The sequence below is a fragment of the Desulforhopalus sp. genome, from assembly GCA_030247675.1.
Taxonomy (GTDB): Bacteria; Desulfobacterota; Desulfobulbia; order Desulfobulbales; family Desulfocapsaceae; genus Desulforhopalus_A.
Genome location: JAOTRX010000003.1, coordinates 512,811 through 537,893, shown reverse-complemented (window position 1 = coordinate 537,893; position 25,083 = coordinate 512,811). Strand labels below are relative to the sequence as shown.

Below are 25,083 nucleotides of genomic sequence, written 5' to 3'. Positions count from 1 at the left end.
ACCTTTAGCTGCTGCGCTGTGCGGCTCCTCGCCGTTTCAGGGTAGCAGCGCCAGATACTCCTTCTCCGTGACAATCCGCACCCCAAGGCTCTCGGCCTTGCTCAGTTTTGCCGATCCGACCTTTTCGCCGCAGACCAGCAGATCGGTCTTGCCGGTGATGCTTTCGCCGATCTTTGCCCCGAGGGCCTTGGCCTGCTTTTTCATATCGTCGCGGCTGCCACTCTGCATGGTCCCGGTAAAGACGATCAATTTACCGAGGAGCGGCCCCTCGCCTGCCGGCTCTTCATCGTCTACCAGCGGGGTCTTGACGAGGTTGAAGCCGAGGCGGTAGACGGCTGTGAACAATTCCGCCGTGGCCTTCATGCCGGCAAGCATCTCCTCGGCGGTTTTATCGCTGAAGCCCTTAATGGCAATGATCTCCTCCTTGGTGAGCGAAAAGACCCGCTCCAGGGGATGGGCGGTCAGCAGCTTCTCACAGTTGCCCATGCCCATCCGGTACATCCCGAAGGCGGCGAGAAACCGCCAGTCCTCAATCGGCAACAGCCGGCTGCGCTGCAGCTGCGCCACCATATTTTCCGCCTGCTTCGGGCCAAAGCCTAGAGCAACAAAGTCCTCTTCCGTCAGGCCGTAGATCACCGGGATGAAGGCCTTGCCGCCATTGAAGATCTTGGTAATCGACGAGGGCCCGAAGCCGTCGATATTACCGAGGACCTTGAAGAAATGTTCAATCGCCTGGGATATCTGGGCCGGGCAGTTCATGTTATTGATGCACAGCAGGTAGTCACCTTCCCAGACCAAGGGCGAACCGCAACTGGGACATGCTTCCGGCAGCTCGGGACTGGCCGGCATGAGCACCTCCTCGATCTTCGGGATGACCTCGCCGCTTCGCGACAATCTGATGACTGCCCCCGGCCCCACCCCTTTTTGCCGTACCATATTGTAATGATGGGCGGTGGCCCGCTGGATCAGGGCACCGCTCAGCCGCGTCGGCTCGACCACCGCCACCGGGTTGACCCGGCCGGAGCGGGAGGTCTGGGGAATGACCTGCAGCACCTTCACCTCGGCGGTCTCGGTATTCTTCTTGTAGGCGATCTGCCAACGGTGGTGATGCCTGGTCGCCCCGAGATGGTCGCGAAGCTTCAGGTCGGTTACCTCCAGGACCATGCCGTCAATATCGTAGTCCATCTTTCCCCACAGCTGATCGACAATCCCCTCAAAATTTGCGGCCAAGTCTGCCCAGGGACCTTCCCAGGCAGGCAACAAGCTGAAGGGGTAAAACACCGCCTGGCCGGAACGGATCGCCTCCAGGGCCGGCGGCTCCAGTTCTTTTTCCTTGATGAGGCTTGCCTGGAAGTTGCGCGAGTTGTCAAATAGCTCCGCCAGATGGTCACGGAAATAGCCGCGGCTGACCACGATCTCCCCCGCCCCGAGGCCCCGCCGGCCGCCCGCCGCAACCTGCAGTCCGCGGTCAAAGACCCGGGTGATGTCCGTCCCCCGCCGGCCGTCGCCCCGGGTATAGAGGGTCTGCCCGTCATCATAGGCGGCAAAGCCGTCAAGCTTTGGCGTCACCCGGAACACCAGGGAAGCGAAGTCGATGTCGCACTCCCCGGCGGCCTTCTCTATCCGTTTTGCCCAGTTGACGATGGCGGCAAAGTCATAGGCCTTTTCCGTCGACAGCATCCGTACCGGCAGCTCGACGGTCTTCGCCTCCACTGCGGCCTCCGGCTCCACCGTATGTAGATAAGGGTGGCCGGGCTGGCGCCGCGCCAGCTCGGCCAGAAAGGTAAAGTCGTACTGGGCGTCGGTTATCAAGACCTCCCCGCCCCTATAGAAGAGATTGGCGACCTGGAGGAATTCCTCCAGCTGGGCGTCGGTAAGGGCAGCTACCGGGATCTCGCCGGCGCCGATGGTCACCACTTCTTCCTCTGACAGAACCTTCAGGACATATTGCGCCCCGGTCAAGATCGCCCTTTGGGCATCACTCAGACAAACTATTTTTCCCATCGCTTTTTCATCCCCTTCCCTGTACCTTTACTGACAATCACTGCCTGCTAGCCCTGCTCCCAGGTAGTTTTAATACTTTTTTAGCCACGGTACAACCGAAGGAATAGAAGATGCGAACCATAGATCTGCGCAGCGATACCGTTACCAAACCCTCCGAGACCATGCGCCAGGCGATGGCCACCGCCCCGGTGGGCGACGACGTCTACCGCGACGACCCGACCGTCAACCGCCTGGAGGCCTTTGCCGCCTATTTGCTCGGCTTCGAGGCAGCGATCCTCACCGCCAGCGGCACCCAGGCCAACCTGATAAGCATCCTGGCGCACTGCGGCCGGGGCGACGAGTATATCGTCGGCCAGACGGCCCACACCTACCGCTATGAGGCCGGCGGCGCTGCGGTGTTTGGCAGCGTCCAGCCGCAACCGATTGAGTTTGAGGCCGACTCGACCTTGTCCCTTGCCAAGGTCGAGGAAAAGATCAAACCAGATGACATCCATTTCGCCAGGACCCGCCTGCTTTGTCTCGAAAACACCCAGAACGGCAAGGCCCTGCCGCTCGATTATCTGGCCGAGGCAGCGCGTTTTGCCAAGGCCAAAAACCTCAAACTGCACCTCGACGGGGCACGGCTGATGAACGCCGTCGTCAAGCAGGGGGTGGCGGTTCGGGAGATCACCGGCCATTTCGACTCGGTTTCCCTCTGTCTGTCAAAAGGCCTGGGGGCGCCGGTCGGCTCACTGCTTGCCGGCAGCAAGGCCTTTATCGAGGAGGCACGGAAATGGCGGAAGATGGCCGGCGGCGGTATGCGCCAGGCGGGCATCCTTGCCGCAGCCGGACTCTACGCCCTGGAAAACAACGTCGAGAGGCTGGCCCTTGACCACGAGCATGCCGAGATCCTCGCCGAGGGTCTATCGCACTTTGCCGACCTCACCATCGACAGAAATCCCGCCCAGACCAATATGGTGTTTTTCACCGCCCCGGCGGAGACCACCGCGGCTCTTGCCGAATTCCTCGGCGGCCGGCAGATCCTCATCACCCCCGGCAAGACCACCCGGCTGGTGACCCATCTGGATATCAGCCGCGCCGATGTCGACACCGTACTTGCTGCCTTTGCTGAGTTTTTCGCCGGCCGCGGGGATTGAGGAGCCGCACAGGACAGCAGCTCAAGTTGTCGCTTGATTGAGAATTGCAATCAGAAGGAACTGACGGCACAAACCGAGGCAACCCCGTCCATATCGAGGCGCTCGAAAAAGCTCTCCACCACATCGACCGTCCACACCTGCTTTTTCGTGCAGTGGTCACTCGTCCACAGCCAATGCAGGGAGTTGTCGAACAGCGGCCAGGCCGAACAGTTGACCCCGTGCAGCGGCGGTTTGAGTACGGTAAAAACCTCGGCGACGGTGGGCAGCCGCCAGGTGTCCCGTCCCTGCCAGCGGATACCGTTGAGATGGGCGACATAATCGCCTGCCTGCTGCCAGTCGAGGGTAAACCCGGGCCCGAAGCGCTGCCAGAGGAGATTGCTGTTGCGTTCATGGGCGACCAGCGGCCCAATGGCGGCGAAATCCTGCTCAGCATAGACCAAAGGACGGAACAATTCGTCAAGACCGAGGACGGCCCGGATGTCTTTGAACATCACCCGCATCGGTTCCCGGCGCACCGATTGCCGGACCAAAGTCCTCGCCTGTTGCCGGCTGCAGGGTACATTTTTTTCATTGAGAGGCAGGGCCTGCAGGGCCAGACGCATCTCCTGGGCGCTCTGGAATCTGTTCCCTGGTTTCCGGGCAATACTGCGTCTCAGCCACTCATCCCATAGCGGCCCTATCTCCGAATTAAAGGCGCTGGCCGTTACCTCGCCCTGACGAACATCAAAGAGACAGCCGGTCAACATCCGCAGCCCCATGATGCCAAGGCTAAAGAGATCGGCCCGGCCATCGGCCCGCTGCGGGTCCACCTCCTGTTCAGGTGCGGCATAAAAGGGTGAGCCGACCTGCATCCCCGGTACTGCCGTCCTTTCTTCACCGCGAACCCGTGACAATCCGAAATCGATGATCTTCACCCGGTCGTCACTGGTCAGCATGAGATTGTAGGGCTTGATGTCGCGGTGAATGATCCCGGCAAAATGCAGCCGTTCAAGACCCCGCAGGGCCTGCACCAGATAGGCCTGGGTCTTGGCGACGGAGATGATCCGCGATGGGGCCTCCACCCGGTACGACTCGCCGATAAAGCTGCCGAGGGAATGGGCAAAGTATTCCAAAACGATAAAGGGCTGCCCTTCATACTGGTCGCAGTCGAGGACCTTGGCGATATGATCGTGGGAGAGGGCGCCCATGATCTTTGCCTCGGTGACAAAGAGTTCTTTCAGCCGCTCCTCTCCCACCAAATCGACAAAGATCTGGTTGCGCGGCTGGAGGATCTTCAGGGCCACCAGCCGGCCGGTCACCGGCGCCCGAGCCTTGTAGACCGTGCTCATCCCGCCCCGCCCGAGGCGGCCGACCACCTCATATCTGCCGATCATTCTCATTTTTTATCCAAGACGGGTAGCGTAGGTCTCGGGAAAACCCCTTTCCCTGATCTTTCGCATGGTGGTGTGATAATCGTAGGCGACAAACCGCACCTCAAGACTTGCGGCAGCGCAGTCCCACAGCAGGTATTTGGCGCAGTTGTCGCCATCGCGGGGCTGGCCGACACTGCCGGCGTTGACCACATACTTCCGGCCCGGCAACAGCTCCAGATGCTCCCGGCCGAGGGGCCGCCGGATGATGGCCCCCTGGTCCTGCCAGATAATCGCCAGCTTATGGGTATGCCCAAGAAACAGTAGGGAATGTGGGAAGGTGGTAAAGAGCGTCGCCAAGGTATCATCGGATTGCCGACTAAGATAGCGAAAGACCGAATCCGGTGGGAAGCCATGGACGAAGTAGGCCTGATCCAAGGCGAGATGTGTCGGTAAGGAGCAGCAGTAACTACGATTTTCCTCAGACAATAATGTGGCTGTAATGATATTGTTGTCCGCCGCCTGAAAATTCATCCATCTCCGGGCGCGAGGGTCGGCAAGGGCCAGTTCGTGATTGCCGAGGACCGACTGATATCCAAGACTTCGCAGCCGGGTGACCACCGCCTCAGGGTCCGGACCATAGCCAATGGAATCGCCGAGGCAGATTACCCGGTCTACGCCCTGCCCGAGGAGATCGGCGTTCACCGCCTCAAGGGCCTCCAGGTTGCCATGGATATCCGCGACAACAGCAATCTTCATGCCTGCCTCACTCTCCCTTCTTGGCTTCCAGCTCTTCCCAGCGGGCGTAGAGCCGTTCAACCTCCAGCCTGGCCGCCTCCAGATCACGCCAGCAGGCGGCGAGCTTTTCCGCCTCGGAGACGACCTCCGGCCGCTCCATGGTCTCTTCCAGTTCCGCCACCCGAGCCTCGGCGGTTGCGATTTTCCCTTCGATCTGCTCGTACTCGCGCTGATCAAGATAGGATAAACGACCCTTGCTCTTCACCGGCAGGGCTGAAGGACCGCCCTTAATTCCGACTTTTTCCCGTGGCGCTTCTTTTTCCGCGGATTGCGGCAGGTCGGCAAGCCACTGCTGGTAGTCGGCAAAATAGCTGACGCCGCTGCGCCCGCCAAAACCCAGGAGACGGTCGCACACCCGGTCGAGGAGAAAGCGGTCATGGGTCACCAGGACCAGGGCACCGGGAAAGTCATTGAGGCTTGCTTCCAGAACGTCGAGGGAGGCGATATCGAGATCGTTGGTCGGCTCATCGAGAAGAAGAATGTCGGCCGGCTGGCGCATCAGGGCGGCGATGAGGATGCGCGCCTGCTCGCCGCCGGACAGTTGGCCGACCGGGGTCTCCAGCTGATCGGGCCGGAACAGGAATTTCCTCGCCCAGCTGGCCACATGCAGCGACCGGCCGCAATACACCACCGCATCACCATCAGGGGCAAGGGCCCGGCGCAGGGTAACGGTCGGATCGATGCTTGCCCGGTTTTGGTCGAAGGTGACTATCTTGACATTGTCGGCGGTTCTCAGGGTCCCGGCATCGGGTACGACCTGGGCGTTGCCCGAGGCCCCGGCAATAATCTGCATAAGGGTCGATTTACCGCAGCCATTTCGTCCCAAAAGACCCAGGCGGGTGCCGGGCGAGAGAACGATGTCGAGACCTGAAAACAGCGGCACGTCGCCATAGGTCTTGCTGAGTCCTACCGCCTCCAGGAGCTTCTTGGTCTTCCGCCCGGTCGCCTCGAAATCAATCTGGACGCTGGCGATGGAGCGGTTTCTCGCCTTCACCTCGGCCAGATCGCCGGTCAGCTTGTGCGCTTCGTCGATCCGGTATTTTGCCTTGGTGGCCCTGGCCTTCGGGCCACGACGCAGCCATTCAATCTCCCGCCGGGCCTTGTTGGCCAGCCGCTCTTCTTCCTGCATCTGCCCGGAGAGAAACAGCTCCCTTGCCTCTAAAAACTCCGAGTAGCTGCCCTGCACCTGCAAGGTCCCCTCCGGATACACCGCCGACAGCTCGATAATCCGGTTATTGCAGTTTTCAAGAAAATGGCGGTCATGGCTCACCACCAGGGTGGCGCTGGGGGCGGAACCACCCTGGAGCATCTTCTCCAGCCAGAGGATTCCTTCGATATCGAGATGGTTGGTGGGCTCGTCCATGACCAGCACATCAGGGGCAACGAGGAGGGCCCGGCAAATCGCCAGGCGCTTCCGCCAGCCACCGGAAAGAAACTCGACAGGGGCATCGGCATCGGGAAACTCGGCCCTGCTGAGCAGGATATGAACGCGGTTGTACTTGGTCGTGTCGTCCAGGTCTTCGTTTGCCAAGGCGGCGACGAGGGTGGCTGTAACACTTTTCCCCGGGTCAAAAACATCTTCCTGGGCGAGGTAGCTGAGACGAATGAATTTCTGCGTGACAACCTGGCCGCTGTCCGCCTCCTCCAGGCCGCAAATGATTTTCAACAGGGTGGACTTGCCGGAACCGTTAGGCCCGATAACACCGATCTTCTCGCCGCTGTTAACCACCAGATTGATATTTTTAAAGAGGTTTTGCGCCCCAAATGATTTGCCGAGTGCTTTACAGGTAATAAGATTTGCCATAACAGAAGATAGTCAGTAACTCCAAGACCAATGGCCCGTAACCCTATGGGCGCACAGGAAATTTTATTTTTATTTTTATGATTACAATATGTTAGAAGACCAATGTGAGGAGGCATTCATGGCTTTTTCTTGTTGCTTAATTTTCTTTCGCTGAGTATAAGCTATAAAAATCTGCGCGTATTTCGAGGCTGACAACCAGCTGACGATATCTTTTTTCCCCTGAATTCGTCATGGCTTAGCCCATTATCCACAGGAGGAGAGACAATATAGCTGAGTTGAGCAGCTTGTCTGCTCAAACGAAACGTATGCCCTTAGGGTATAAGGGGGCGCTACTCCCGGCAGGTCACTCGGAGAAATACACAACCAGCGGGCAGATGCCAATAAACGTCACTTTCAATGAGGTCGAAAGCGCATCATACTTTTTGTTTTCGCTCTTAACAACTGTTTTGGAATTGAACAATGGATGAGCAACTCCATATCATCATCGCCGGCAACCAAGGGAAGGTTATAAAATTCCCGCTATCGCGAAAAAAATTGTGGTTTTACTCGTGCTGCTTTGGATTTATTAGCCTTTCCATGACCATCGCCAGCATTCTTGCCCTGTCTCTTTTCTCGGAGAACCGCACCATCGCCAGCCAGCTCGGCGAGGCGCGGGAGCAGCTGCGAGCCAGCGTCGAGCTCATGGCCGAAAGCAAAAGAGACAGCGACGAAGAACAGCTGAAGCTGAATCTCAAGGTGGCCAAGCTCGAGCTCAGTACGGTGAAACAGGCCGTGGCCTTCCGTGCCGAAAAAGAAAATCTCCTCTCCACTGCCGTCAACGAACTGGCGGAGCGTAGTGAACTCATAGAGAAAATGATCGACAGCATCGGCATGGAACTGCCGGTCGAGGTCAAGGAAGGCAACAGCAACAGCGGCGGCCTCTTTATCGAGCAGCCTGATTCCGGCGGCCGCAACGCCCTGCTCAATCGAGCCGACAAATACCTCAAGGCCATTCGTTTCCTGCCCTTTGGCAGACCGGTGGACGGCCCGATCACCTCCGGCTTCGGCAAGCGTTTTGATCCCGTTAACGGCAAATCGGCTTTTCACACCGGCATAGACTTTCGCAGCAAACCCGGCGATAACATCTACGCCACCGCCGATGGCGTGGTCACCAAGGCCTATTTCAACGGAGGTTACGGCAACTTCGTCGAGATCGACCATAGCAACGGCTACTCATCGACCTTCAGCCATATGAAAAAATATCTGGTCCGTTCCGGCCAAAAGGTTCGCCGGGGCCAGCTGATCGGCTACGTCGGCAATACCGGAAGATCGACCGGACCGCACCTCCACTACGAAGTTACCCTTGATGGTGACCCCATCGATCCATACATGTTCATGAAAATCGCCAGTTTGCCAGAATCGACCAGCCCTTCCTCGGAGACACGATAGAAATGGGAATGTTTAGCAAATCTGAAAATATAGACCAGGAAATGAAGAAAGTTGAGGGCGAGGTTATCTCATCGATCATCGACAAAAGCATGGTTATAACCGGTGGTATATCCTTTAAAGGAAAGGCCCGGATAGACGGAGTCGTCAACGGCAATATCGAGGGAGAACACCTCGTTCTCAGTGAAACTGGAAAGATCAACGGAGATATCTTCGTCTCCTCTTTCAATTGCTACGGCTGTATCGAAGGCAACATCAAGACCACAATGCTGACCGCGCGAAAGAACTGCTCAATCAACGGCAAACTTGAGGCGGCAAGCCTGACTGTTGAATCAGGAGCAGCTATCCAGGGTGAAATCAAGGTAGTGATGGACGCTCATAAACCGGCGGACTCGGGCAATAGTGTTCCAAAGGCGTAAGACGTCTTTTCTTTTGCACAGGTGGTAACGTGACCTTTCATCCCAAGGTAGTCAGTCTTCTCAAGTGCCCGTATTGCGGCAATGAAAAGGACTTCTTCGAAATAACCGATGATATCATCACCACCACACATTACATCCAAAACACCGATGGCAGCTTTACCATTGAAGACGAAAGCTCGGAGACCCTGGGAACCGTCAGACTGTTATGCGGCAATTGTGAAGAGGATATGACAGAATTTCACCAGCGGTTTTCGGAGATGATCTTCTAAACCCCTTTTTCAATCAAGATGGTGACCAAGAGGTCCAAGAGGTGATCGGAACCGTGCAGGGCCGGGCCCGTCAGTTGCGGTTACAGTTTTTGACACTCTACGAAATAAAAATGGGGAATGGCTTTCGCCATTCCCCATTTTTAATTACGCTCGTAAAAAGGCTGCTGAAATATCAGACACAACCGGTAGGCTTGGGCAAGCCAGCCATTTTGCAGGCTCCTTTGCCAGGTCCGGACGGGAACAGCTCGTAGATTCTTTTCAGCGGGAAGCCGGTGGTTTTGGAGAGAATACGAACCATCGGGGCGATTCCGTTCTTCTTGTAGTATTCCTGCAGGGCGTCAATGACTTTGACATGCTCATCGGTCATCTCGGCAATACCCTCAACACCTTTTACATAGTCAACCCAATCCTGATTGAAATCATCGCCCTTCAACAGGAATCCATCCTCATCTACCTCAAAACTCTTACCATTGTGAACTAATGTTGGCATTGCTAGCAACCTCCTTGAAATATTATTCTATGGCTTGCGCCGTTTTATAATCCAAAAACTGACTTGTCTTATTACTATAGGCAAAACGTTTTGTCAAGTGAATGAGCAATCATTTATCCACCATCATTGCCTGCCGGCAAAGGCAAACAGTTTCGGGCATTTCCCTTTTATTCTAACACATTGTGATACATCCTCCGCTGCCAGGCCGTAAAGGCGGAAACAGCGTACTTTCCTTAACGCCGTTACGGCCCGAAGTAAAGGATTTTTCCTTGCAGTTGAGAAAAAGAAAGAGTAAATCGAACTGTTACCAAACCGGCGGCCTGCAAGGCCTGAAGACTCGGGGTCCGCTCCGCTGCCACCCTGGCCATTCCAGGTTTTAGTCAACCCCTTCCCAAGAAGAAATTCATGCTGCAGATACTTCGTAGAAAGGCCCAATCCCCCCTGATCCAAATCATAGTTGTAGTCATCGCCCTGGTGTTTATTTTCTGGGGCGTCGGTACCAACATGGGAAACAGTAAACAGTCGGCAATTGTCGTCAACGGTGAGGAAATCACCTTTCAGCAATATAGCCAGGCCTACGACCGGGCCTACCAGCAACTGAGTAACCAGTTTGGCGGCAACGTCCCGAAAGGCCTTGCAGAAAGCCTGGGGCTGAAGCAGCAGGTCATCAACCAGATCATTCAGACCGCTCTTCTCCGCCAGGGGGCCAGCGCCATGGGCGTTGAGGTGAGTGGTGACGATATTCGCACCTTTATTGAAACCATGCCCCAGTTTCAGGATAATGGCGCCTTCAGCATGGAACGCTACAAATCTATTCTTGCCGCCAACAAGATGGCCCCCAATAAATTTGAGCAGTCTCTCCGTTTCGACCAATTGTCGGAATTGGCCACACGGCGCATCGGTGGCTTTGCCACCATTATCACGGAAAGCGAGATCGAGGATATCTACAGCCAGCTGAATGAAAAGATAGAGGTCAAATACGCACGGCTATCACCCGCCGATTATATTGACAAGGTGACCATCGACGATGCCGCCCTCGCCTCCTGGTACGAAACCGCAAAGGATGGTTACAAAACCGAGCCGCAACTGAAAGTTAAATATCTGACCATTTCCTTCGCCGAAGTTGGCAGCAAGATCGTCATAGACCAGGCGAAGATCGAAGAATACTACAATACCAATCTCAAGACGTTCCGGGTTCCCGAGCAGCGCCACGCCCGCCATATTCTCTTACAGGCAGGCGAAAACGACTCAGCAGAGGTTCACAAGGAAAAGGCGGCCAAGGCGGCAACGGTGCAAAAACTTGCTAAAAGCGGTAGCGATTTCATATCACTTGCCAAGCAATACTCAGAAGATCCCGGCAAAAACAACGGTGGCGACCTGGGCTTTTTCACCGCCGGGCAGATGGTCCCGGCCTTTGATAAAGCAGTCTTCACCATGCAGCCGGGGGCAGTAAGCGAGGTTGTTAAAACCCAGTTCGGCTATCATATTATCCTTCTCGAAGAAATCAAACCGGCTGCCACCAAGACTCTCGCCGAGGCGACCGAACAAATCACTGCCACCCTGCAGCGTAAGGAAGCTGAGGCCCTGGCTTTCCAAGTTGCCAACACCGCTTACGAGGCAATTATCGGCGCCGGCAGCCTCGACAAATACAGTCAAGGCCAAGGCGATATAAAAGTCCTGCAGACCGACTTTTTCACCAAGGGCAATGCTCCGGCTGCCCTGAAGGATGACCAGCAGCTGATTGACAAAACCTTTGAATTGAATAAGGGCGAGCTGAGTTCTTTGATCAAGGGGCAATCTGGTTACGCCGTTGTCTTCGTCGAGGACAAGAAGGAACCGGAAGTTCCCGAACTGGCTGCCGTCCGGGCCGCTGCAGAGAAAGACTTCCGAAAAATAAAATCACAGGAACTGGCAGAGACAGCGGCAAAAGAAGTGCTGACTGCCGTCAAGGAAGGCAAGTCCTTTGACGATGCCGCCAAGGAAAAGGGTCTTGTCATCAAAGATTCAGGTCCGCTAGGCCAAAATGCCCCCGAGGGCAAAAGTGACTTCCCAGCCGCCCTCTTACAGACGGCCTTTCTTCTCTCGAAGTCTTCCCCGCTTCCCGAAACACCAGGACGGGCCGGAGATAATTTCTATGTCTACACCTTCGTCAGCCGGGACATTCCGAAACTTCCCGATAACGCCCAGGAAATTGACAGATACAAAAGCAGTCTGCAGCGCTACAAGCAACAGCAGCTGCTGGCAGCTTGGCTACGCCACCTGGAAGTGGATGCGAAAATCACCACTCACAAAAATCTTTAATACATTGACAGGGGGGACTGCCTTCATCCGGAATCCCCTTTGCCTCCCCGGCCGGCCTTTCCACCAATACTGCTGAGGAGTCGCCGCACCCCCTCATGCGAGAGGCGAACCTTCTGTTCATCCCTGAGTTTCTGCGAAATCTCCCGGTATGACCACCGGTTCCGGCGCATATCGACAATCGACCGGATCACCTCCTGTTGCGGCTCGTAGGGCACGAGATGCCCATCCGCGCTCACTTCCCAACCAAAGGGTACCGGGCCGCCAAGATACTTTCCCTGCGCTTTCCGGTTTTTTTTGGCCCTGCGGATCGCCTGGCCATGCCTGCTGGTCTCGCTGACGGCAAGAGCGGCAAGCAGTTTGCCGACCACGGTGGCAGGTCCCTCGGAGACCATCAGCCGGCGCTTCTCCGGCAAACTGATATTGCCACCCAGATCGATACAGTGCAGAGCAATGTCCTTGCCTGCCAAAAAGCGTAGAAGACTTTCCCCTTCGCCTGCGGAACTCATCACCCACTCGGTTCTCATGACCAGTATCGCGTCGCCCGGACCGCAGCTCTTCAGCACCCTGCTCCCTGCCGAACGATCTTTGAAGGGCCTCTTCATCGGCGTTGCTTCTTCAACAAAAATCTCGAAAAAGGGCCGATTGAGATTCCTGGCATATGCCTCTAGGACGGCTTGCTGTTCGGCTGCCGGAACCAGGTGGTTTTTGTCTTCTGCTAGAAAGATATAACCGAATACCTTCATCCTCCCTCTCTCCGTATTTTCGAAAATCGAGAAATACCATCTGCCACATGCATCTTGCCAATATTTGTCTCTGCCTGATGGCCAAGTCTGCAAGAATTGATCATTATAGCAAACCCCTCACTAACAATCCCGTGCAATATGGCAGATGATTTCCGCATCTTGCTTTATCACCTTGAATATTTGGATATTTTCGGTGCATCCCAACGTGTCAGGACCACTTTATTTACAGTTTTTGGTTCTCATCCGGACCAGACAGTGATATATTGCCTGGTTCCCTTCGCGTCTTACACTGAAAAACCGAATGCCATTCTCCGGAGGTTTTGTGTCCCGGACTACACTACTCTACATGCAAACACCTCCCAATCTTCTTGAACAGTACCAAAAGCTCTCGCCTTTCGAACAGGCCCTGCTGCAATTTCTCTCCGTCGTCTATGAGCCGGCACATTCAACCCTCATAGTCAACTGCCTGCGCCAGCTCGATCTCAAGAACCCCCGCGGCAACAAACCAACCGCGGCAAATCTTGCCCACTATTTTAACAAATTCGAGCAATTGGGTCTTTTGACCAAAGACCGGCAATGCCATGAGGACATCGTCGAGGTCCTCAGCAAGATTGCCGTCCGCGAGGGAACCTATGCCGCCTATGCCAAGGCCATCCAAACCGAGGCACCGGTGACCTATTATTATGGCAAATGGACAACCAGGTGTTGGCGAGGCATTCGCGAGATGCGCATCGGCATCTACACCCAACAGTTTGATCTGATCGACGAGGCTACTGAGTTTATTGCCGCTCAATGCCGGGATCTTGCAGCCGACCCACCACCCGCCGTGCGTATACTGACCAGGCCTTTTGACCCGGATTGGTTCCGTTCACTGTCCACCTCCTTTCAGTTTTACCTGCTCGGCAATGTCCTGCAATACGGCCAGGACACCCTCACCGACTTCCCGGAAATCATTGCCTACCTTTCGTCAGAGCATGAATTTGCCGCACTGACCGAGGACGAGCTCCTCCCCTTTCGCAGACTTCTCTTCAATGAGCTGCTGTTTCGCGGCAAACTTACCGAGGCTAGGGCCTTTATCGATGCCCACAGTGAATCCTTCAGGGGTACCGGGGCCGGAGGTACCCTCCGCTTTCTCCGCGGTGACAGCCAGGGCGCCCTGGCAGCCTTTCAGGAAGATCTGCAGTTTCTTAAGAAATTCAGTGCCGGTGAGAATGTCGCCTTCTTCGGCCCGCCTGGCCTGTTTTACATCCTCGCCAGTTTAAATATCACCAGCCGCGAGGGCTATGCCGCCATCGCCAGCAATATCGCCATCGCTGTATCCCTGTTCCCGAAGGCCCGGGAGAACGATGCTTACAACGCCCTTGCCGTGGTGATCGACTCGCAAATCAACAAGAATACCTTAAACGAAGCGCTGACCTTGCCCGAAACCCCTCGGCAGCACGTCTTCACGGTTATTTTCACCGGTATCTGCCAATATTGGCTGAACAGCGCCGTCGACCCGGATGTCGAAGAAGAAATCATCAGTTTCTACCGCAAAGGCAGCCTAAGCGACTATCACCTCTTCACCCTCCTGCTCGGCGAGATACTGGCAACGATCCATCACGATAACCCGGACTACCTGGAAACAACCAAGGTCTTGCGCGAAACCACCGGTATCGTCCCTCTCTTGCCGATCCTCGAACCTGAGGAGCCCTGGAAACGTACCCTCCAGGCCCTTATCCAGGCAACGGCCCAGGAGCATGATCAGCAGAGGCAGACAACCCGGCTGATCTGGATGGTCTCTTTTGAGGGCAAGAAAATCAGCATTTCCCCCCGCGAACAAAAAATGACCCCGGAAGGGGACTGGAGCCGCGGCCGGCCAATCGCCCTGGCACGGCTGCACCAGGCAAGCAAACTGACCTTTCTCTCCGCCCAGGACCGGAAGATCTGCGCGGCGATCAAAAAAATCCACAACCAGGAAAACCAGAGTTTCAGCTTTGCTCTGAACATCGACAAGGTTCTGCCGGCAATGATCGGTCATCCGCACCTGTACCTGGCGGAATCGCCGATGACCCCGGTGGAGTTCGTCGCCGGCGAACCGGAACTCCTGGTCGAGGAACGCGGCGAATTTCTCCATATCTGCTTTGCCCACCCGATCACCACCGACAACATCAATTTCCAGAAGGAAACTCCCACCCGGGTCAAGATCATCAACATCAATGACAACCATCGCCGCATCGCCCAGATCACCGGCAAGGACGGCATAACCGTCCCCAAGTCGGCAAGCGAGCAGGTATTGACCGCCATCGGCAATATCTCCTCCTTCATGACCGTCCATTCGGCCATCGCCGCCGACAGCAGCAGCAGGAAGACCAACAATATCACCTTCGTCGAGGCCGATTCGACGATCTACATGCACCTCATCCCCTACGGCACCGGATTTCGCCTGGAGATGTTCGTCAAGCCCTTTGTCGAGGGCGGCCACTACCTCAAGCCAGGCCAAGGTGTGGAAAACATCATGGCCGAGGTCAACGGCCGGCGCCTGCAGACCCGCCGCAACCTTGCCCTCGAAGAGGAGAAGGCGCGGGATATCGAAGAGATGTGCCCAATCCTCGACCTGGCGATGGACATGGAGCAGGAAAACGACCGGGAATGGCATCTCTACGACCCCGACGACTGCCTGCAGACCCTTATGGAACTCCAGGCCATCCGCGATAAGGTAGTCATCGAATGGCCGGAAGGGGAAAAGCTGACCATTACCCAGAAGGTGTCCCTGGAGCATCTCAACCTGAAGATCCGTACCAATCGCCAGAACTGGTTCGCCATGAGCGGCCAGCTCACCCTTGATCAGGGTCAGGTCATTGAGCTGAAGGATCTACTGGCCAAACTGAAGAGTTCCCCCGGCCGCTTCGTCGAGATCGGCGACGGACAATTCATCGCCTTGACCCAGGAATTCCGCAAACGCCTGGAGGATATCAATCTCTACACCAACGGCCAGGGCGATGAAGACGATAGCGAGGTGCTGGTTCATCCGCTCGCCGCCATCCAGCTGGAAAAACTGACAGATCTGGTACAAACCGATGCCGACCACGGCTGGCAGGGACAACTGCAGAGGATCCACGACGCCCAGAATTTCAAACCCGAGGTGCCATCAACCCTGCAGGCCGAGCTGCGCGTCTACCAACGGGAGGGCTATGAGTGGCTGGCTAGGCTCGCCCGCTGGGGGGTCGGCGGTTGCCTGGCCGATGACATGGGGCTTGGCAAGACCCTGCAATCCCTGGCAGTGATCCTCAGCCTCGCCTCGGAAGGCCCGTCCCTGGTGGTTGCCCCAACCTCGGTGTCAACCAACTGGCAATCGGAGGTCCACCGCTTCACCCCGACCATCAGCGTGAAATTCTTCACCGGCAAGGACCGGGAAAAAAGCATCAGGGATCTTGGAAAATTTGATCTGCTGATCACCACCTACACCCTCCTCCAGCAGGAAACCGAGCTCCTCTCCTCGATCAAATGGCAGGCGGTTATTCTCGATGAGGCCCAGGCCATCAAAAACTCGGCAACCAAACGGTCGCAGGCGGCAATGTCGCTGCAGGCGCAATTTAAACTGATTACCACCGGTACACCGATTGAAAACCATCTCGGCGAACTGTGGAATCTCTTTCACTTCATCAACCCGGGCCTTCTCGGCAGTTTGAACAATTTCAACGAACGCTACGCCATCCCCATTGAACGCTTCCAGGACCGTGACGCCAAGATGAAACTGAAGAAACTCATCCGGCCCTTTATCCTCAGGCGGATCAAGTCCCAGGTTCTGGAAGAACTGCCGTCCCGCACCGAGGTGACCCTCGATGTTGAGATGAGCCCGGAAGAGGCCCATTTTTACGAGGCCCTGCGCCAGAACGCCATCGACATCCTCGAAGGGGCCAGGGACAAGAAAGGCCGGCACCTGCAGATCCTCACCGAGATCATGCGCCTCCGCCAGGCGTGCTGCAACCCCCGTCTTATCGATCCGAACAGCTCCGCCGGCAGCGCCAAGCTGAAGGTCTTCGCCTCGATCATCGAAGAGCTGCTTGCCAGCCGCCATAAGGCCCTGGTGTTCAGCCAGTTCATCGGCCACCTCAACTTCATTCGCGAGTACCTCGACGCGCAGAAGATCAGCTATCAGTATCTTGATGGCAGCACCAGTGCCAAGCAGCGGAAGATCAATGTTGACGCCTTCCAGGCCGGTATCGGCGATCTCTTTCTTATCAGTCTCAAGGCCGGAGGTTTGGGGCTCAACCTTACCGCCGCCGACTATGTCATCCATATGGACCCCTGGTGGAACCCGGCCATTGAAGACCAGGCCTCCGACCGGGCTCACCGCATCGGCCAGACCCGGCCGGTGACCATCTACCGGCTGGTTTGCAAGGGCACTATCGAAGAAAAGATCGTTAAACTGCACCAGGACAAGCGCGATCTCGCCGGAAGCCTTCTCGAAGGCAGCGATATAAGTGCAAAAATGAGTTCGGAAGATCTGCTCGACCTGATCAAAGGCAACTGACAAGAAAAGAACGCCGGAGAAACGGCGACGACGAAGGGACTACTCCTGGAGCTTGCTAAGAATCAGGCCGAAGAAGCTGTTGTCCCCGGAGAGGAACAACCACCCCAGATGGGCCTGACAACGGCGGCACAGGGTAACCCGCCAGACATGGCCGGCAAACCAGGTGAATTCGCCGGAGGACGGTCCAACCGCCAGGCAGCCAGGGGCCTTCTGAAAACACCCCAGCTCAAAGATGATCCCCGCCGGATTAAAGAAGGTGTGGGCATGGCAACCGTTTACCAGGATCTTCTGATCCCGGCCGGTCACCACGGCCCCGCAGGCCCGGCAACGAATAGCCTCCATCGCCGCCGTGGCCCGCTGCCGCTGTGTTTTGACGACAGGCGGGCCATGCCTCGGCTCATCGCCGCGCAGGAGAAGTAAACTGTTATTTCCCAGCTCCATGATAGTAATCGACTATCGCTTCAATCATCGCTGGAATGGTATGCTGCTCCGGCTGAACATCGACCCGCAGACCGGAATCGGTAACGGTCTTGGCGGTAATCGGCCCGATTGCGGCAATTTTCACATTGGCCAGCAGCCTGTTCAATTCATCCTGATCCACTCCGTCGAGCATGGCCAGGAAGTTGCGAACGGTGGAAGAGCTGGTGAAGGTCACCATATCGATCTTGCCCAAGGCAAGCTCCGCTCGTAGAGACTCCTTATCACCTTCGGCCGGACAGTTCTGGTACACCGGGGCAACCGTTACCTGGGCACCGGCGCCACGCAGGGTCTCCGGCAACAACTCCCGGCCCTGCAGGGCACGAGGAATAAGGATATTCCGCCCTTCCACCCCCTGATCAAGCAGGCTCTCGGCCAGACCCTCGCCGGTGAAGACACTGGGAATAAGATCGGCATGCACGCCGTATTGCAGGAGCAGATCGGCAGTGCTTTTGCCAACCACGGCAATCTCCGGCCCTTTCAGATTGCGGGCATCAAGGCCCTTGCTGTACAGACGTTCGAAGAAATATTTCACCCCGTTCAGCGAGGTGAAGATAATCCAGTGATACTCATTGATCCGCTCCAATTCTTCGTCGAGGATCTCGTAGGAATCCACTGGCTGGATATTGATCGTCGAATATTCAAAGCAATTGGCACCGAACTCCTCCAGCCCGGCAACCAGATCACTTGCCTGCTCACGGGTCCTGGTTACGATGATCTTCCTGCCGAAAAGCGGCCGCTTTTCATACCAATCGATGGTGCTGCGCAGGCTCACAACCTCGCCGATTATGATCAGCGATGGCGGCTTGATGCCGGCGTCCTTCACCACCTGGGCGATGGTTTCGAGAGTACCGACCACCGAGCGCTGCTCCGGGGTGGAAGCCCAGCGGACCACGGCCACCGGGGTCTTCGGGTCGCGGCCGTATTTGATCATATTGGCAACAATCGTCGGCAGATTCTTGATCCCCATATAGATTACCAGGGTGCCAACTCCGGTGGCCAGTTTCTGCCAATTGATCCCCGAGGTTTCCTTGGTGGGGTCTTCATGACCGGTCAGGAAGGCGACCGAGGCGGTGTAGTCGCGATGGGTAATGGGAATGCCGGCGTAGGTGGCCGCGGCGGTGGCGGAGGTTACCCCCGGCACGACTTCGAAGGGGACCCCGGCGGCAAACAGCTGCTGCACCTCCTCACCTCCCCGTCCGAAGATAAAGGGATCGCCACCCTTCAAGCGGACCACCATCTTGCCGCGCTGGGCATGGTCGACCAGCATCTGGTTGATCTCTTCCTGGGTATGGGTATGCTGCACCCCACCTTTCTTGCCGACATAGACCAATTCGGCCGTGGCCGGAACGTGTTTCAGCAGCTTTTTGCTGGCCAGATAGTCATAGACGACGACTTCGGCCCTCTCCAAGAGGCTCTTGCCGCGAACGGTAATAAGCCCAGGGTCTCCCGGACCGGCGCCAACCAGATAAACCTTTCCGATTTTCTTCATGTTCGTTTTTTCTTCCATAGGGCAAATCAACACGTCTCCACTTTCGGCAACAACCGCAGCAGAGACTCGCCAACTCCTTGTAACTTAAAGACAAAAAGGGCTTTCCCAGGATATGGGAAGGCCCTTTACCACCGGAATACGGTGAAAATCAGCTCCGCGCAACCATGACGATTCTTAGAGCTTACTCATGATTGCTTCGGTAACCTCTTTGATGGAGATCGAGCCATCGACGGAGATGACCTTCGGTCCATCAATATTCTTGAAGTAGTTGACCGCCGCCATGGTGCCGGTTTTGTCATCATAGTAGATGCCGTGACGCTTGCTGATGGCCTCGACATCCTGATCATCGGCACGGGTCTTCAGATCACCGCCACATACCCGGCAAACCAGCTTGCCGTCTTTTTCCACCGGCTTGATGGCCTCAAAGGCGATATGGTTGGGATGATTGTTGTCGTTGACACAGAGACGACGGCCCATGATGCGCTCCTTGGCGATCTCACGATCAAGAACGATCTCGATGACGTAATCAAGGGCCAGGCCCTCTTTCTTCAAGGTTTCCGCCAGGGTAATAGCCTGATCTTTGGAGCGGGGAAAGCCGTCGAGGATCCAGCCGTCTTTGCAATCGGGCTTCTGCAGGCGGGATACCATCATCGGGATGGTGATATCATCCGGTACCAGGTCACCCTTATCGATAAAGGCTTTGGCCTTCTTGCCAAGCTCGGTACCGCCGACAATATGCTCCCGGAAGATTGCCCCGGACTCGATATGGGGAATATTGTATTTCTTCTGGACGATAGCGCCTTGTGTACCTTTACCGCTGCCATTAGGCCCGAAAACCAAGATGTTTTTACCCATGAGTGTTTTCTCCTTTAAGGTTCTTTCAACGTTTAACAAACAAATTTCCAATAAAAATCGATGTGTTTCTGCAACTGCTAACCCCAATAAACCACCAAGAACCTTATCCTCGCAGAGGGCAAGATTCCTTCAACATTTATAGATTGATCACCGATAAAAATCTGCGTGTTTTTGCAATTACCAACCCCAACAATCCACAAGGAATCTTACCCTCGAAAGGGATGGGATGAAAGCATCTGCTCCAGGCGACAGCGACGCTTCCCCGGGATTGCATCATCACCGAAACATTGCCCCGCCAAGCGCATAACAAGCCAGTTACTATAGACCAAAACAGATCTTCGGGCCATAAAAATATCTCCGGTAAGATTTTGACTTTCACCGGGAAAGCGGTTACTTTCAGAAAGATCAACCCCCGCAAGGCCCTCGCTGAATTGAGCAGCTCGCCCGCTCATACGAAGCTTATGCCCTTGTGGTGTATGAAAATCCTGGCAGTAACAGCAGTCGACAGACCAATCGGTTACGAACCGATGAGTGACGAGCAAAGACAACCGCCCTCGCCCCCCAAGGACCGTAACGGCGCGACGGAGATCCCCCCAAACGGCAGAACAAATCATTCCTACCTATTTAAAATTATGAAAGAAATACATGTTGGCATAATCGGCTTCGGTACCGTCGGCAAGGGGCTGGCATATGCCCTTCTCAATCAGAAGGAACGCCTGGCCAAGAAGACCGGCACCTCCTTTATTATCAGCACCATTGCCGATCTCAGCGAGACCGCCCTGCCGCAGGAGTTCAGCGATACCAGGCTCACCAATGACGCTGCCGATATCCTGAACGATCCGAACATCGATATCGTCGTCGAACTGATCGGCGGCATGGAACCGGCAAAACGCTTTATTCTCCAGGCGATAGCAGGCGGCAAACATGTCGTCACCGCCAACAAGGCCCTGCTCTCCGTGCACGGCCAGGAGATCTTCAAGGCCGCCGCGGCAAAAAATGTCGAGGTCGGGTTTGAGGCAAGCGTCGGTGGCGGCATCCCGGTAATCAAGGCCCTGAAGGAAGGGCTGGTGGCCAACCGCATCCTCGGCATCGAGGGCATCATGAACGGCACCGCCAATTACATCCTGTCGCAGATGACCAACCACGGCACCCCTTTCGCAGAGGTACTGAAAGAGGCCCAGGATCTCGGTTACGCCGAGGCCGATCCGACCTACGACGTCGAAGGGATCGATACCGCCCACAAGCTGGCGATCCTCATGACCATCGCCTACGGCAAGAGTGTCCAATTGGATGACATTACCGTTGAAGGCATCTCAAGCATCGAGCCGATCGATATCCGTTTTGCCAAAAAATTCGGCTTTCGCATCAAATTGCTGGCAATCAGCCGCAACCACGGCGATAGCGTTGAGGCACGGGTTCATCCGACCATGGTACCGGAAAACCATATGCTGGCCACCATCAACGGGGCCTTCAACGGCATCCAGTTCCAGGGTGATACCGTCGGCGACGTCCTGCTCTACGGTGCCGGCGCCGGGATGATGCCGACCGGCAGCGCCGTTGCCGCCGATGTCGTTGATATCGGCAGAAACATCGCCAGTGGCAGCATCAACCGGGTACCAGCCTTATCCTATCTGCCGGAACACATCGGCAAACCGACCATCACCCCGATGAGCCGGCTGGTGTGCCCCTATTACTTCCGCGTCACAGCGCTTGATCGACCGGGCGTATTGTCAATAATCACCGGCATCCTCGGCAAATACGGCATCTCCATCCAGTCGGTGATGCAGGACGGCCGCGACGCCGACGAACCGGTCTTTATCGTCTTTAGAACCCATATGGCCGAAGAGGACGCGGTGGTCAAGGCCCTGGCCGAGATCGACGCCCTTCCGGTCTGCAGCGCCCCAACCGTCAAGATCCGTATCATCAATCCGGAATAGGCCTGCCATGAAATATCTCATTCTAATCGGCGACGGCATGGGCGATTACCCAGTTGCCGAACTGGCCGGCAAAACGCCGCTTGAGGCCGCCAACATCCCGATGATCGACGAACTGTGCGCGAAAGGCGAGTTCTTCCTGACCCACACCGTTCCGGACGGCTTCCCGCCGGGCAGCGATGTTGCCAATATGTCGCTGATGGGCTATGACCCGGCCGCCTATTACACCGGCCGCGCCCCGCTTGAGGCAGCGGCCATGAACATTCGCCTGGCACCCGACGAGACCGCCTTCCGCTGCAACCTGGTGACCCTTGACGAGGGCGATGGCGAGAAGATGACCATGCGCGATTTCTGCGCCGGGCATATCAGCAACCAGGAGGCGCACGCCCTGATCGCCGATCTTGAGGCTACCTGTGCCACGGCGGCCTTTCACTTCAAACCGGGCGTCAGCTACCGCCACCTCGTGGTCTTCAAGGGGGAACACCCCGGCTTTATCACCGTACCGCCCCATGACCATATCGAAAAAGAGGTCACCGCCTTCTGGCAGGACTATCTCGCCCAGCCCGCCTGGCGGGAGCTTCTCGACAAAACCGGCAAGCTGCTCGCCGACCATCCGGTCAACCTGGCCCGGATTGCGGCCGGCAAGAATCCGGCGACGCAGATCTGGCTATGGGGTGAAGGCAAGATGCCCAGCGTGCCGACCCTGCCGGAGCGATTCGGCATCAGCGGCAGCATGATCAGTGCCGTTGATCTCCTGAAGGGATTGGGCGTGGTCGGTGGCCTTGAGGTCATCAACGTCCCCGGTGCCACCGGCTACATCGACACCAATTACGAAGGCAAGGCCCAGGCGGCAATCGATGCCCTGAAGACCGGCGACTTCGTCTTCGTCCACCTGGAGGCCCCGGACGAGTCCGGCCACCAGGGCTCGCTTACCAACAAGATGACCGCCATAGAAGACTTCGACCGGCGTATCGTCCGGCCGATAATTACCGACCTCAGGGCCCGCCACGAGGACTTCCGGGTGGTCGTCACCATGGACCACTTCACTCCGCTGGCCCTGCGCACCCATGTCTCCGATCCGGTACCCACCCTGCTCTACGACTCCCGTGAATTGCAGCCGGGCTCGGGACTGCCGTTCTCCGAGAAGTCCTGCATTGAGTACGATGCGACGGTCGGCAACAGATTGAACGCCGGCCACAAACTGATCGACAAGCTCCTGCGCCATGAGTAACGAAGCCGTCTTCACCACCACGGCACGGGTCCTCTACGGTGATACCGACGCCGGCGGAGTAGTATACAATGCCAACTATCTCCGCTACTTCGAGATCGGCAGAACGGAACTGATGCGGGCGTGGGTCTGTTCCTACCGCGATATCGAGAAACTCGGCTTTGTCCTGCCGGTCATCGAATGCTGGTCGCGCTTCAAGTCCCCGGCCTTCTACGACGACCTGCTGACCATCGAAACGACGGTCACCGAGGTATCCAGCCTAAAGTGCCGGTTCTCCTACAAAATCCTCCGCCGGGAGGAGGACCTGGCCCGGCCGCGGCTCCTGGTGAAGGGCTATACCGTGCACGCCGCCGTCACCCGGGACGGCCGGCTGACCCGCTTGCCGGAAGAAATACTTAGTAAAATCGCTTCGTTCGCCACTCATCTCGAGGCCACCAACAATAACCTGGAATAATCATTGACAGAAAAATTATTGGGTGTATATTAAGCCCTCCTGTCGCGGGGTGGAGCAGTCTGGTAGCTCGTCGGGCTCATAACCCGAAGGTCACAGGTTCAAATCCTGTCCCCGCTACCAAGAAAAATTCAAGGAGTTAAGCCAGTGTGGCTTAACTCCTTTTTTTTATGGCTGGGATTTTTCCATCCCCTTTCTTTGAGGAAGAGCCGAGGAAGAGCCCTCGGCGGCAAAAAAACTGGCCGATATACCCTGAAAAATCAATGCACGCAGCCGAAACCAAACCAGAATACATCCCTTAAAAACTTGCATCCTCGGTAAACGCAATGATACGATTAATTAAACCCCGCGTCTCCAGAGCACAGAGAGACAACCCGGGAAGGATCTTCGAAAACACCGTCTCACTTTCTTTTCATGAGGCATATGAATCGAACTATCTGCGCACTGCTTCTTCTCCTCACCGTCTCCGCCTGCGCCCCTGAACCGCCACCGGACACAAGCAAACCGGAGATCAGGGTCGGATGGTATCTCTGGCCGGGCTGGTACCCGATGGCCATTGCCCAGGACAGGGGCCTCTTCACCAAACATGGCCTGAAAATCAAACCGATTCTTTACACCAGCTATACCAACATCTTCAGCGATTTCGCCGCGGGCATCATTGACGGCGGGTTCGGTGGCCTGTACGAACTTCTCAAGATCAACACCCCGGGTTTGAAGGTGGTCCTGGTCACCGATACCTCCGATGGCGCCGAGGGTCTGGTAGCCTTGTCAACTATCGCAAACCCCCGTGATCTGGCTGGAAAACGGATAGGCATCCAGGGAGGACTGACCGGCAGTGAATTCGTCGTCACCACCATGCTCCGCCGTAACGGCTTGTCCAAGGCCGACGTGACCTTCATACACGTCGAACCGGAGACCATTCTCGAACAGATGCCGGACAAGATCCAGGCCGGTTATACCTGGGATCCCTACCTGGCAAGGGCGGTGGACAAGGGTCATCGGATCCTCTTCACTACCGCCGACACCCCGGGAATGGTGCCTGATGTGGTGGCCTTTCAGGGGCGGTTGGCCGAGCAGCGGCCAAATGATATCCGGGCTTTTTTACGTGCCTGGTTCGAGGCCGTCGAGTTCTGGAAAAGCAACCCGCAGGAAGCAGCGGCAAGCATTGCCCGGATCACCGGCCTGAAGACGGAGGACATCAGCCTGCAGGGCTGTCGACAGTTCTCACTGCGGGATAATCACACGGCATTCACCTTTGATGACAGTCCCACCTCCCTGCATCATATTGGAGACCTGCAAATCGACTTCATTATGGGCATGGGAGACGCCACCACCGCCCCCGATCTCCATCAGACCCTGGATGGTTCCTTTCTTCCCTCGGCACGCTGATCA

19 protein-coding genes and 1 tRNA gene are annotated in these 25,083 nt (G+C 56.3%); 11 read left to right on the top strand and 9 right to left on the bottom strand.

Annotated elements, in window-relative coordinates:
• Window positions 1–36: 36 nt before the first annotated feature.
• Window positions 37–2,004, bottom strand: coding sequence for a helix-hairpin-helix domain-containing protein (locus tag OEL83_09550; GenBank protein MDK9707283.1), 1,968 nt, complete (start codon window positions 2,002–2,004; stop codon window positions 37–39).
• Window positions 2,005–2,114: 110 nt separating this feature from the next.
• Between OEL83_09550 and ltaE the strand changes: the two genes are divergently transcribed.
• Window positions 2,115–3,140, top strand: coding sequence for a low-specificity L-threonine aldolase (gene ltaE, locus OEL83_09545; protein MDK9707282.1), 1,026 nt, complete (start codon window positions 2,115–2,117; stop codon window positions 3,138–3,140).
• Between the two features lie 50 nt (window positions 3,141–3,190).
• Here ltaE and OEL83_09540 read toward each other — a convergent pair whose 3' ends face one another.
• From OEL83_09540 to OEL83_09530, 3 genes are read right to left on the bottom strand one after another with little or no spacing between them, the layout of a single operon-like run.
• The gene (locus OEL83_09540; GenBank protein ID MDK9707281.1) at window positions 3,191–4,513 is read right to left on the bottom strand and encodes a protein kinase; all 1,323 of its coding nucleotides are present in this window, start codon (window positions 4,511–4,513) and stop codon (window positions 3,191–3,193) included.
• A 9-nt stretch (window positions 4,514–4,522) separates the two neighbouring features.
• On the bottom strand, window positions 4,523–5,248 hold the full coding sequence (locus tag OEL83_09535; protein MDK9707280.1) for a metallophosphatase family protein: 726 nt from the start codon (window positions 5,246–5,248) through the stop codon (window positions 4,523–4,525).
• A gap of 7 nt (window positions 5,249–5,255) precedes the next feature.
• Entirely contained in the window at window positions 5,256–7,091 is a 1,836-nt protein-coding gene (locus OEL83_09530) for an ABC-F family ATP-binding cassette domain-containing protein (protein MDK9707279.1), read from the bottom strand.
• 459 nt (window positions 7,092–7,550) lie between these two features.
• Between OEL83_09530 and OEL83_09525 the strand changes: the two genes are divergently transcribed.
• Genes OEL83_09525 through OEL83_09515 form a run of 3 tightly spaced genes read left to right on the top strand, consistent with a single transcriptional unit; the run spans window position 7,551 to window position 9,204 of the window.
• Window positions 7,551–8,519: a M23 family metallopeptidase gene (locus tag OEL83_09525; GenBank protein MDK9707278.1), complete on the top strand. Its 969-nt coding sequence runs from the start codon at window positions 7,551–7,553 to the stop codon at window positions 8,517–8,519.
• A 2-nt stretch (window positions 8,520–8,521) separates the two neighbouring features.
• Complete coding sequence (locus OEL83_09520; GenBank protein MDK9707277.1) at window positions 8,522–8,935, top strand: polymer-forming cytoskeletal protein; 414 nt, start codon at window positions 8,522–8,524, stop codon at window positions 8,933–8,935.
• Window positions 8,936–8,964: 29 nt separating this feature from the next.
• The gene (locus OEL83_09515) at window positions 8,965–9,204 is read left to right on the top strand and encodes a hypothetical protein (GenBank protein ID MDK9707276.1); all 240 of its coding nucleotides are present in this window, start codon (window positions 8,965–8,967) and stop codon (window positions 9,202–9,204) included.
• A 172-nt stretch (window positions 9,205–9,376) separates the two neighbouring features.
• On the opposite strand, the gene OEL83_09510 is transcribed toward OEL83_09515, so the two are convergent.
• A complete protein-coding gene (locus OEL83_09510; protein ID MDK9707275.1) occupies window positions 9,377–9,694 on the bottom strand; it encodes a TusE/DsrC/DsvC family sulfur relay protein in 318 nt (105 codons plus the stop codon).
• A 405-nt stretch (window positions 9,695–10,099) separates the two neighbouring features.
• Here OEL83_09510 and OEL83_09505 point away from each other — a divergent pair, with 405 nt between their 5' ends.
• Window positions 10,100–11,995: a SurA N-terminal domain-containing protein gene (locus OEL83_09505; protein MDK9707274.1), complete on the top strand. Its 1,896-nt coding sequence runs from the start codon at window positions 10,100–10,102 to the stop codon at window positions 11,993–11,995.
• A 23-nt stretch (window positions 11,996–12,018) separates the two neighbouring features.
• Here OEL83_09505 and OEL83_09500 read toward each other — a convergent pair whose 3' ends face one another.
• Window positions 12,019–12,738 (bottom strand): recombinase family protein, encoded by a 720-nt coding sequence (locus tag OEL83_09500; GenBank protein MDK9707273.1) that lies wholly within the window; start codon window positions 12,736–12,738, stop codon window positions 12,019–12,021.
• Between the two features lie 322 nt (window positions 12,739–13,060).
• On the opposite strand from OEL83_09500, the gene OEL83_09495 reads away from it, so the two are divergent.
• Complete coding sequence (locus OEL83_09495) at window positions 13,061–17,254, top strand: DEAD/DEAH box helicase (GenBank protein MDK9707272.1); 4,194 nt, start codon at window positions 13,061–13,063, stop codon at window positions 17,252–17,254.
• A gap of 39 nt (window positions 17,255–17,293) precedes the next feature.
• Here the strand turns inward: OEL83_09495 and OEL83_09490 are convergent, their stop codons facing one another.
• From OEL83_09490 to OEL83_09480, 3 genes are all read right to left on the bottom strand, one after another.
• Entirely contained in the window at window positions 17,294–17,695 is a 402-nt protein-coding gene (locus OEL83_09490) for a cereblon family protein (protein MDK9707271.1), read from the bottom strand.
• Window positions 17,679–19,223, bottom strand: a complete 1,545-nt coding sequence (gene cobA / locus OEL83_09485) for a uroporphyrinogen-III C-methyltransferase (protein ID MDK9707270.1) — start codon at window positions 19,221–19,223, stop codon at window positions 17,679–17,681. Before cobA ends, OEL83_09490 begins: the two co-directional genes overlap by 17 nt.
• 174 nt (window positions 19,224–19,397) lie before the next feature.
• Window positions 19,398–20,078, bottom strand: a complete 681-nt coding sequence (locus OEL83_09480; GenBank protein MDK9707269.1) for an adenylate kinase — start codon at window positions 20,076–20,078, stop codon at window positions 19,398–19,400.
• Between the two features lie 632 nt (window positions 20,079–20,710).
• Here OEL83_09480 and OEL83_09475 point away from each other — a divergent pair.
• The 5 genes from OEL83_09475 (at window position 20,711) to OEL83_09455 (ending at window position 25,080) form a co-directional block, all read left to right on the top strand.
• Window positions 20,711–22,015 (top strand): homoserine dehydrogenase, encoded by a 1,305-nt coding sequence (locus tag OEL83_09475; protein MDK9707268.1) that lies wholly within the window; start codon window positions 20,711–20,713, stop codon window positions 22,013–22,015.
• Between the two features lie 7 nt (window positions 22,016–22,022).
• A complete protein-coding gene (locus OEL83_09470) occupies window positions 22,023–23,243 on the top strand; it encodes a cofactor-independent phosphoglycerate mutase (protein ID MDK9707267.1) in 1,221 nt (406 codons plus the stop codon).
• Complete coding sequence (locus OEL83_09465) at window positions 23,236–23,694, top strand: acyl-CoA thioesterase (protein ID MDK9707266.1); 459 nt, start codon at window positions 23,236–23,238, stop codon at window positions 23,692–23,694. The genes OEL83_09470 and OEL83_09465 overlap by 8 nt, the downstream gene beginning before the upstream one ends.
• Before the next feature lie 43 nt (window positions 23,695–23,737).
• A tRNA-Met gene (locus OEL83_09460) sits at window positions 23,738–23,814 on the top strand.
• A 300-nt stretch (window positions 23,815–24,114) separates the two neighbouring features.
• Entirely contained in the window at window positions 24,115–25,080 is a 966-nt protein-coding gene (locus OEL83_09455; GenBank protein MDK9707265.1) for an ABC transporter substrate-binding protein, read from the top strand.
• Window positions 25,081–25,083 lie beyond the last annotated feature (3 nt).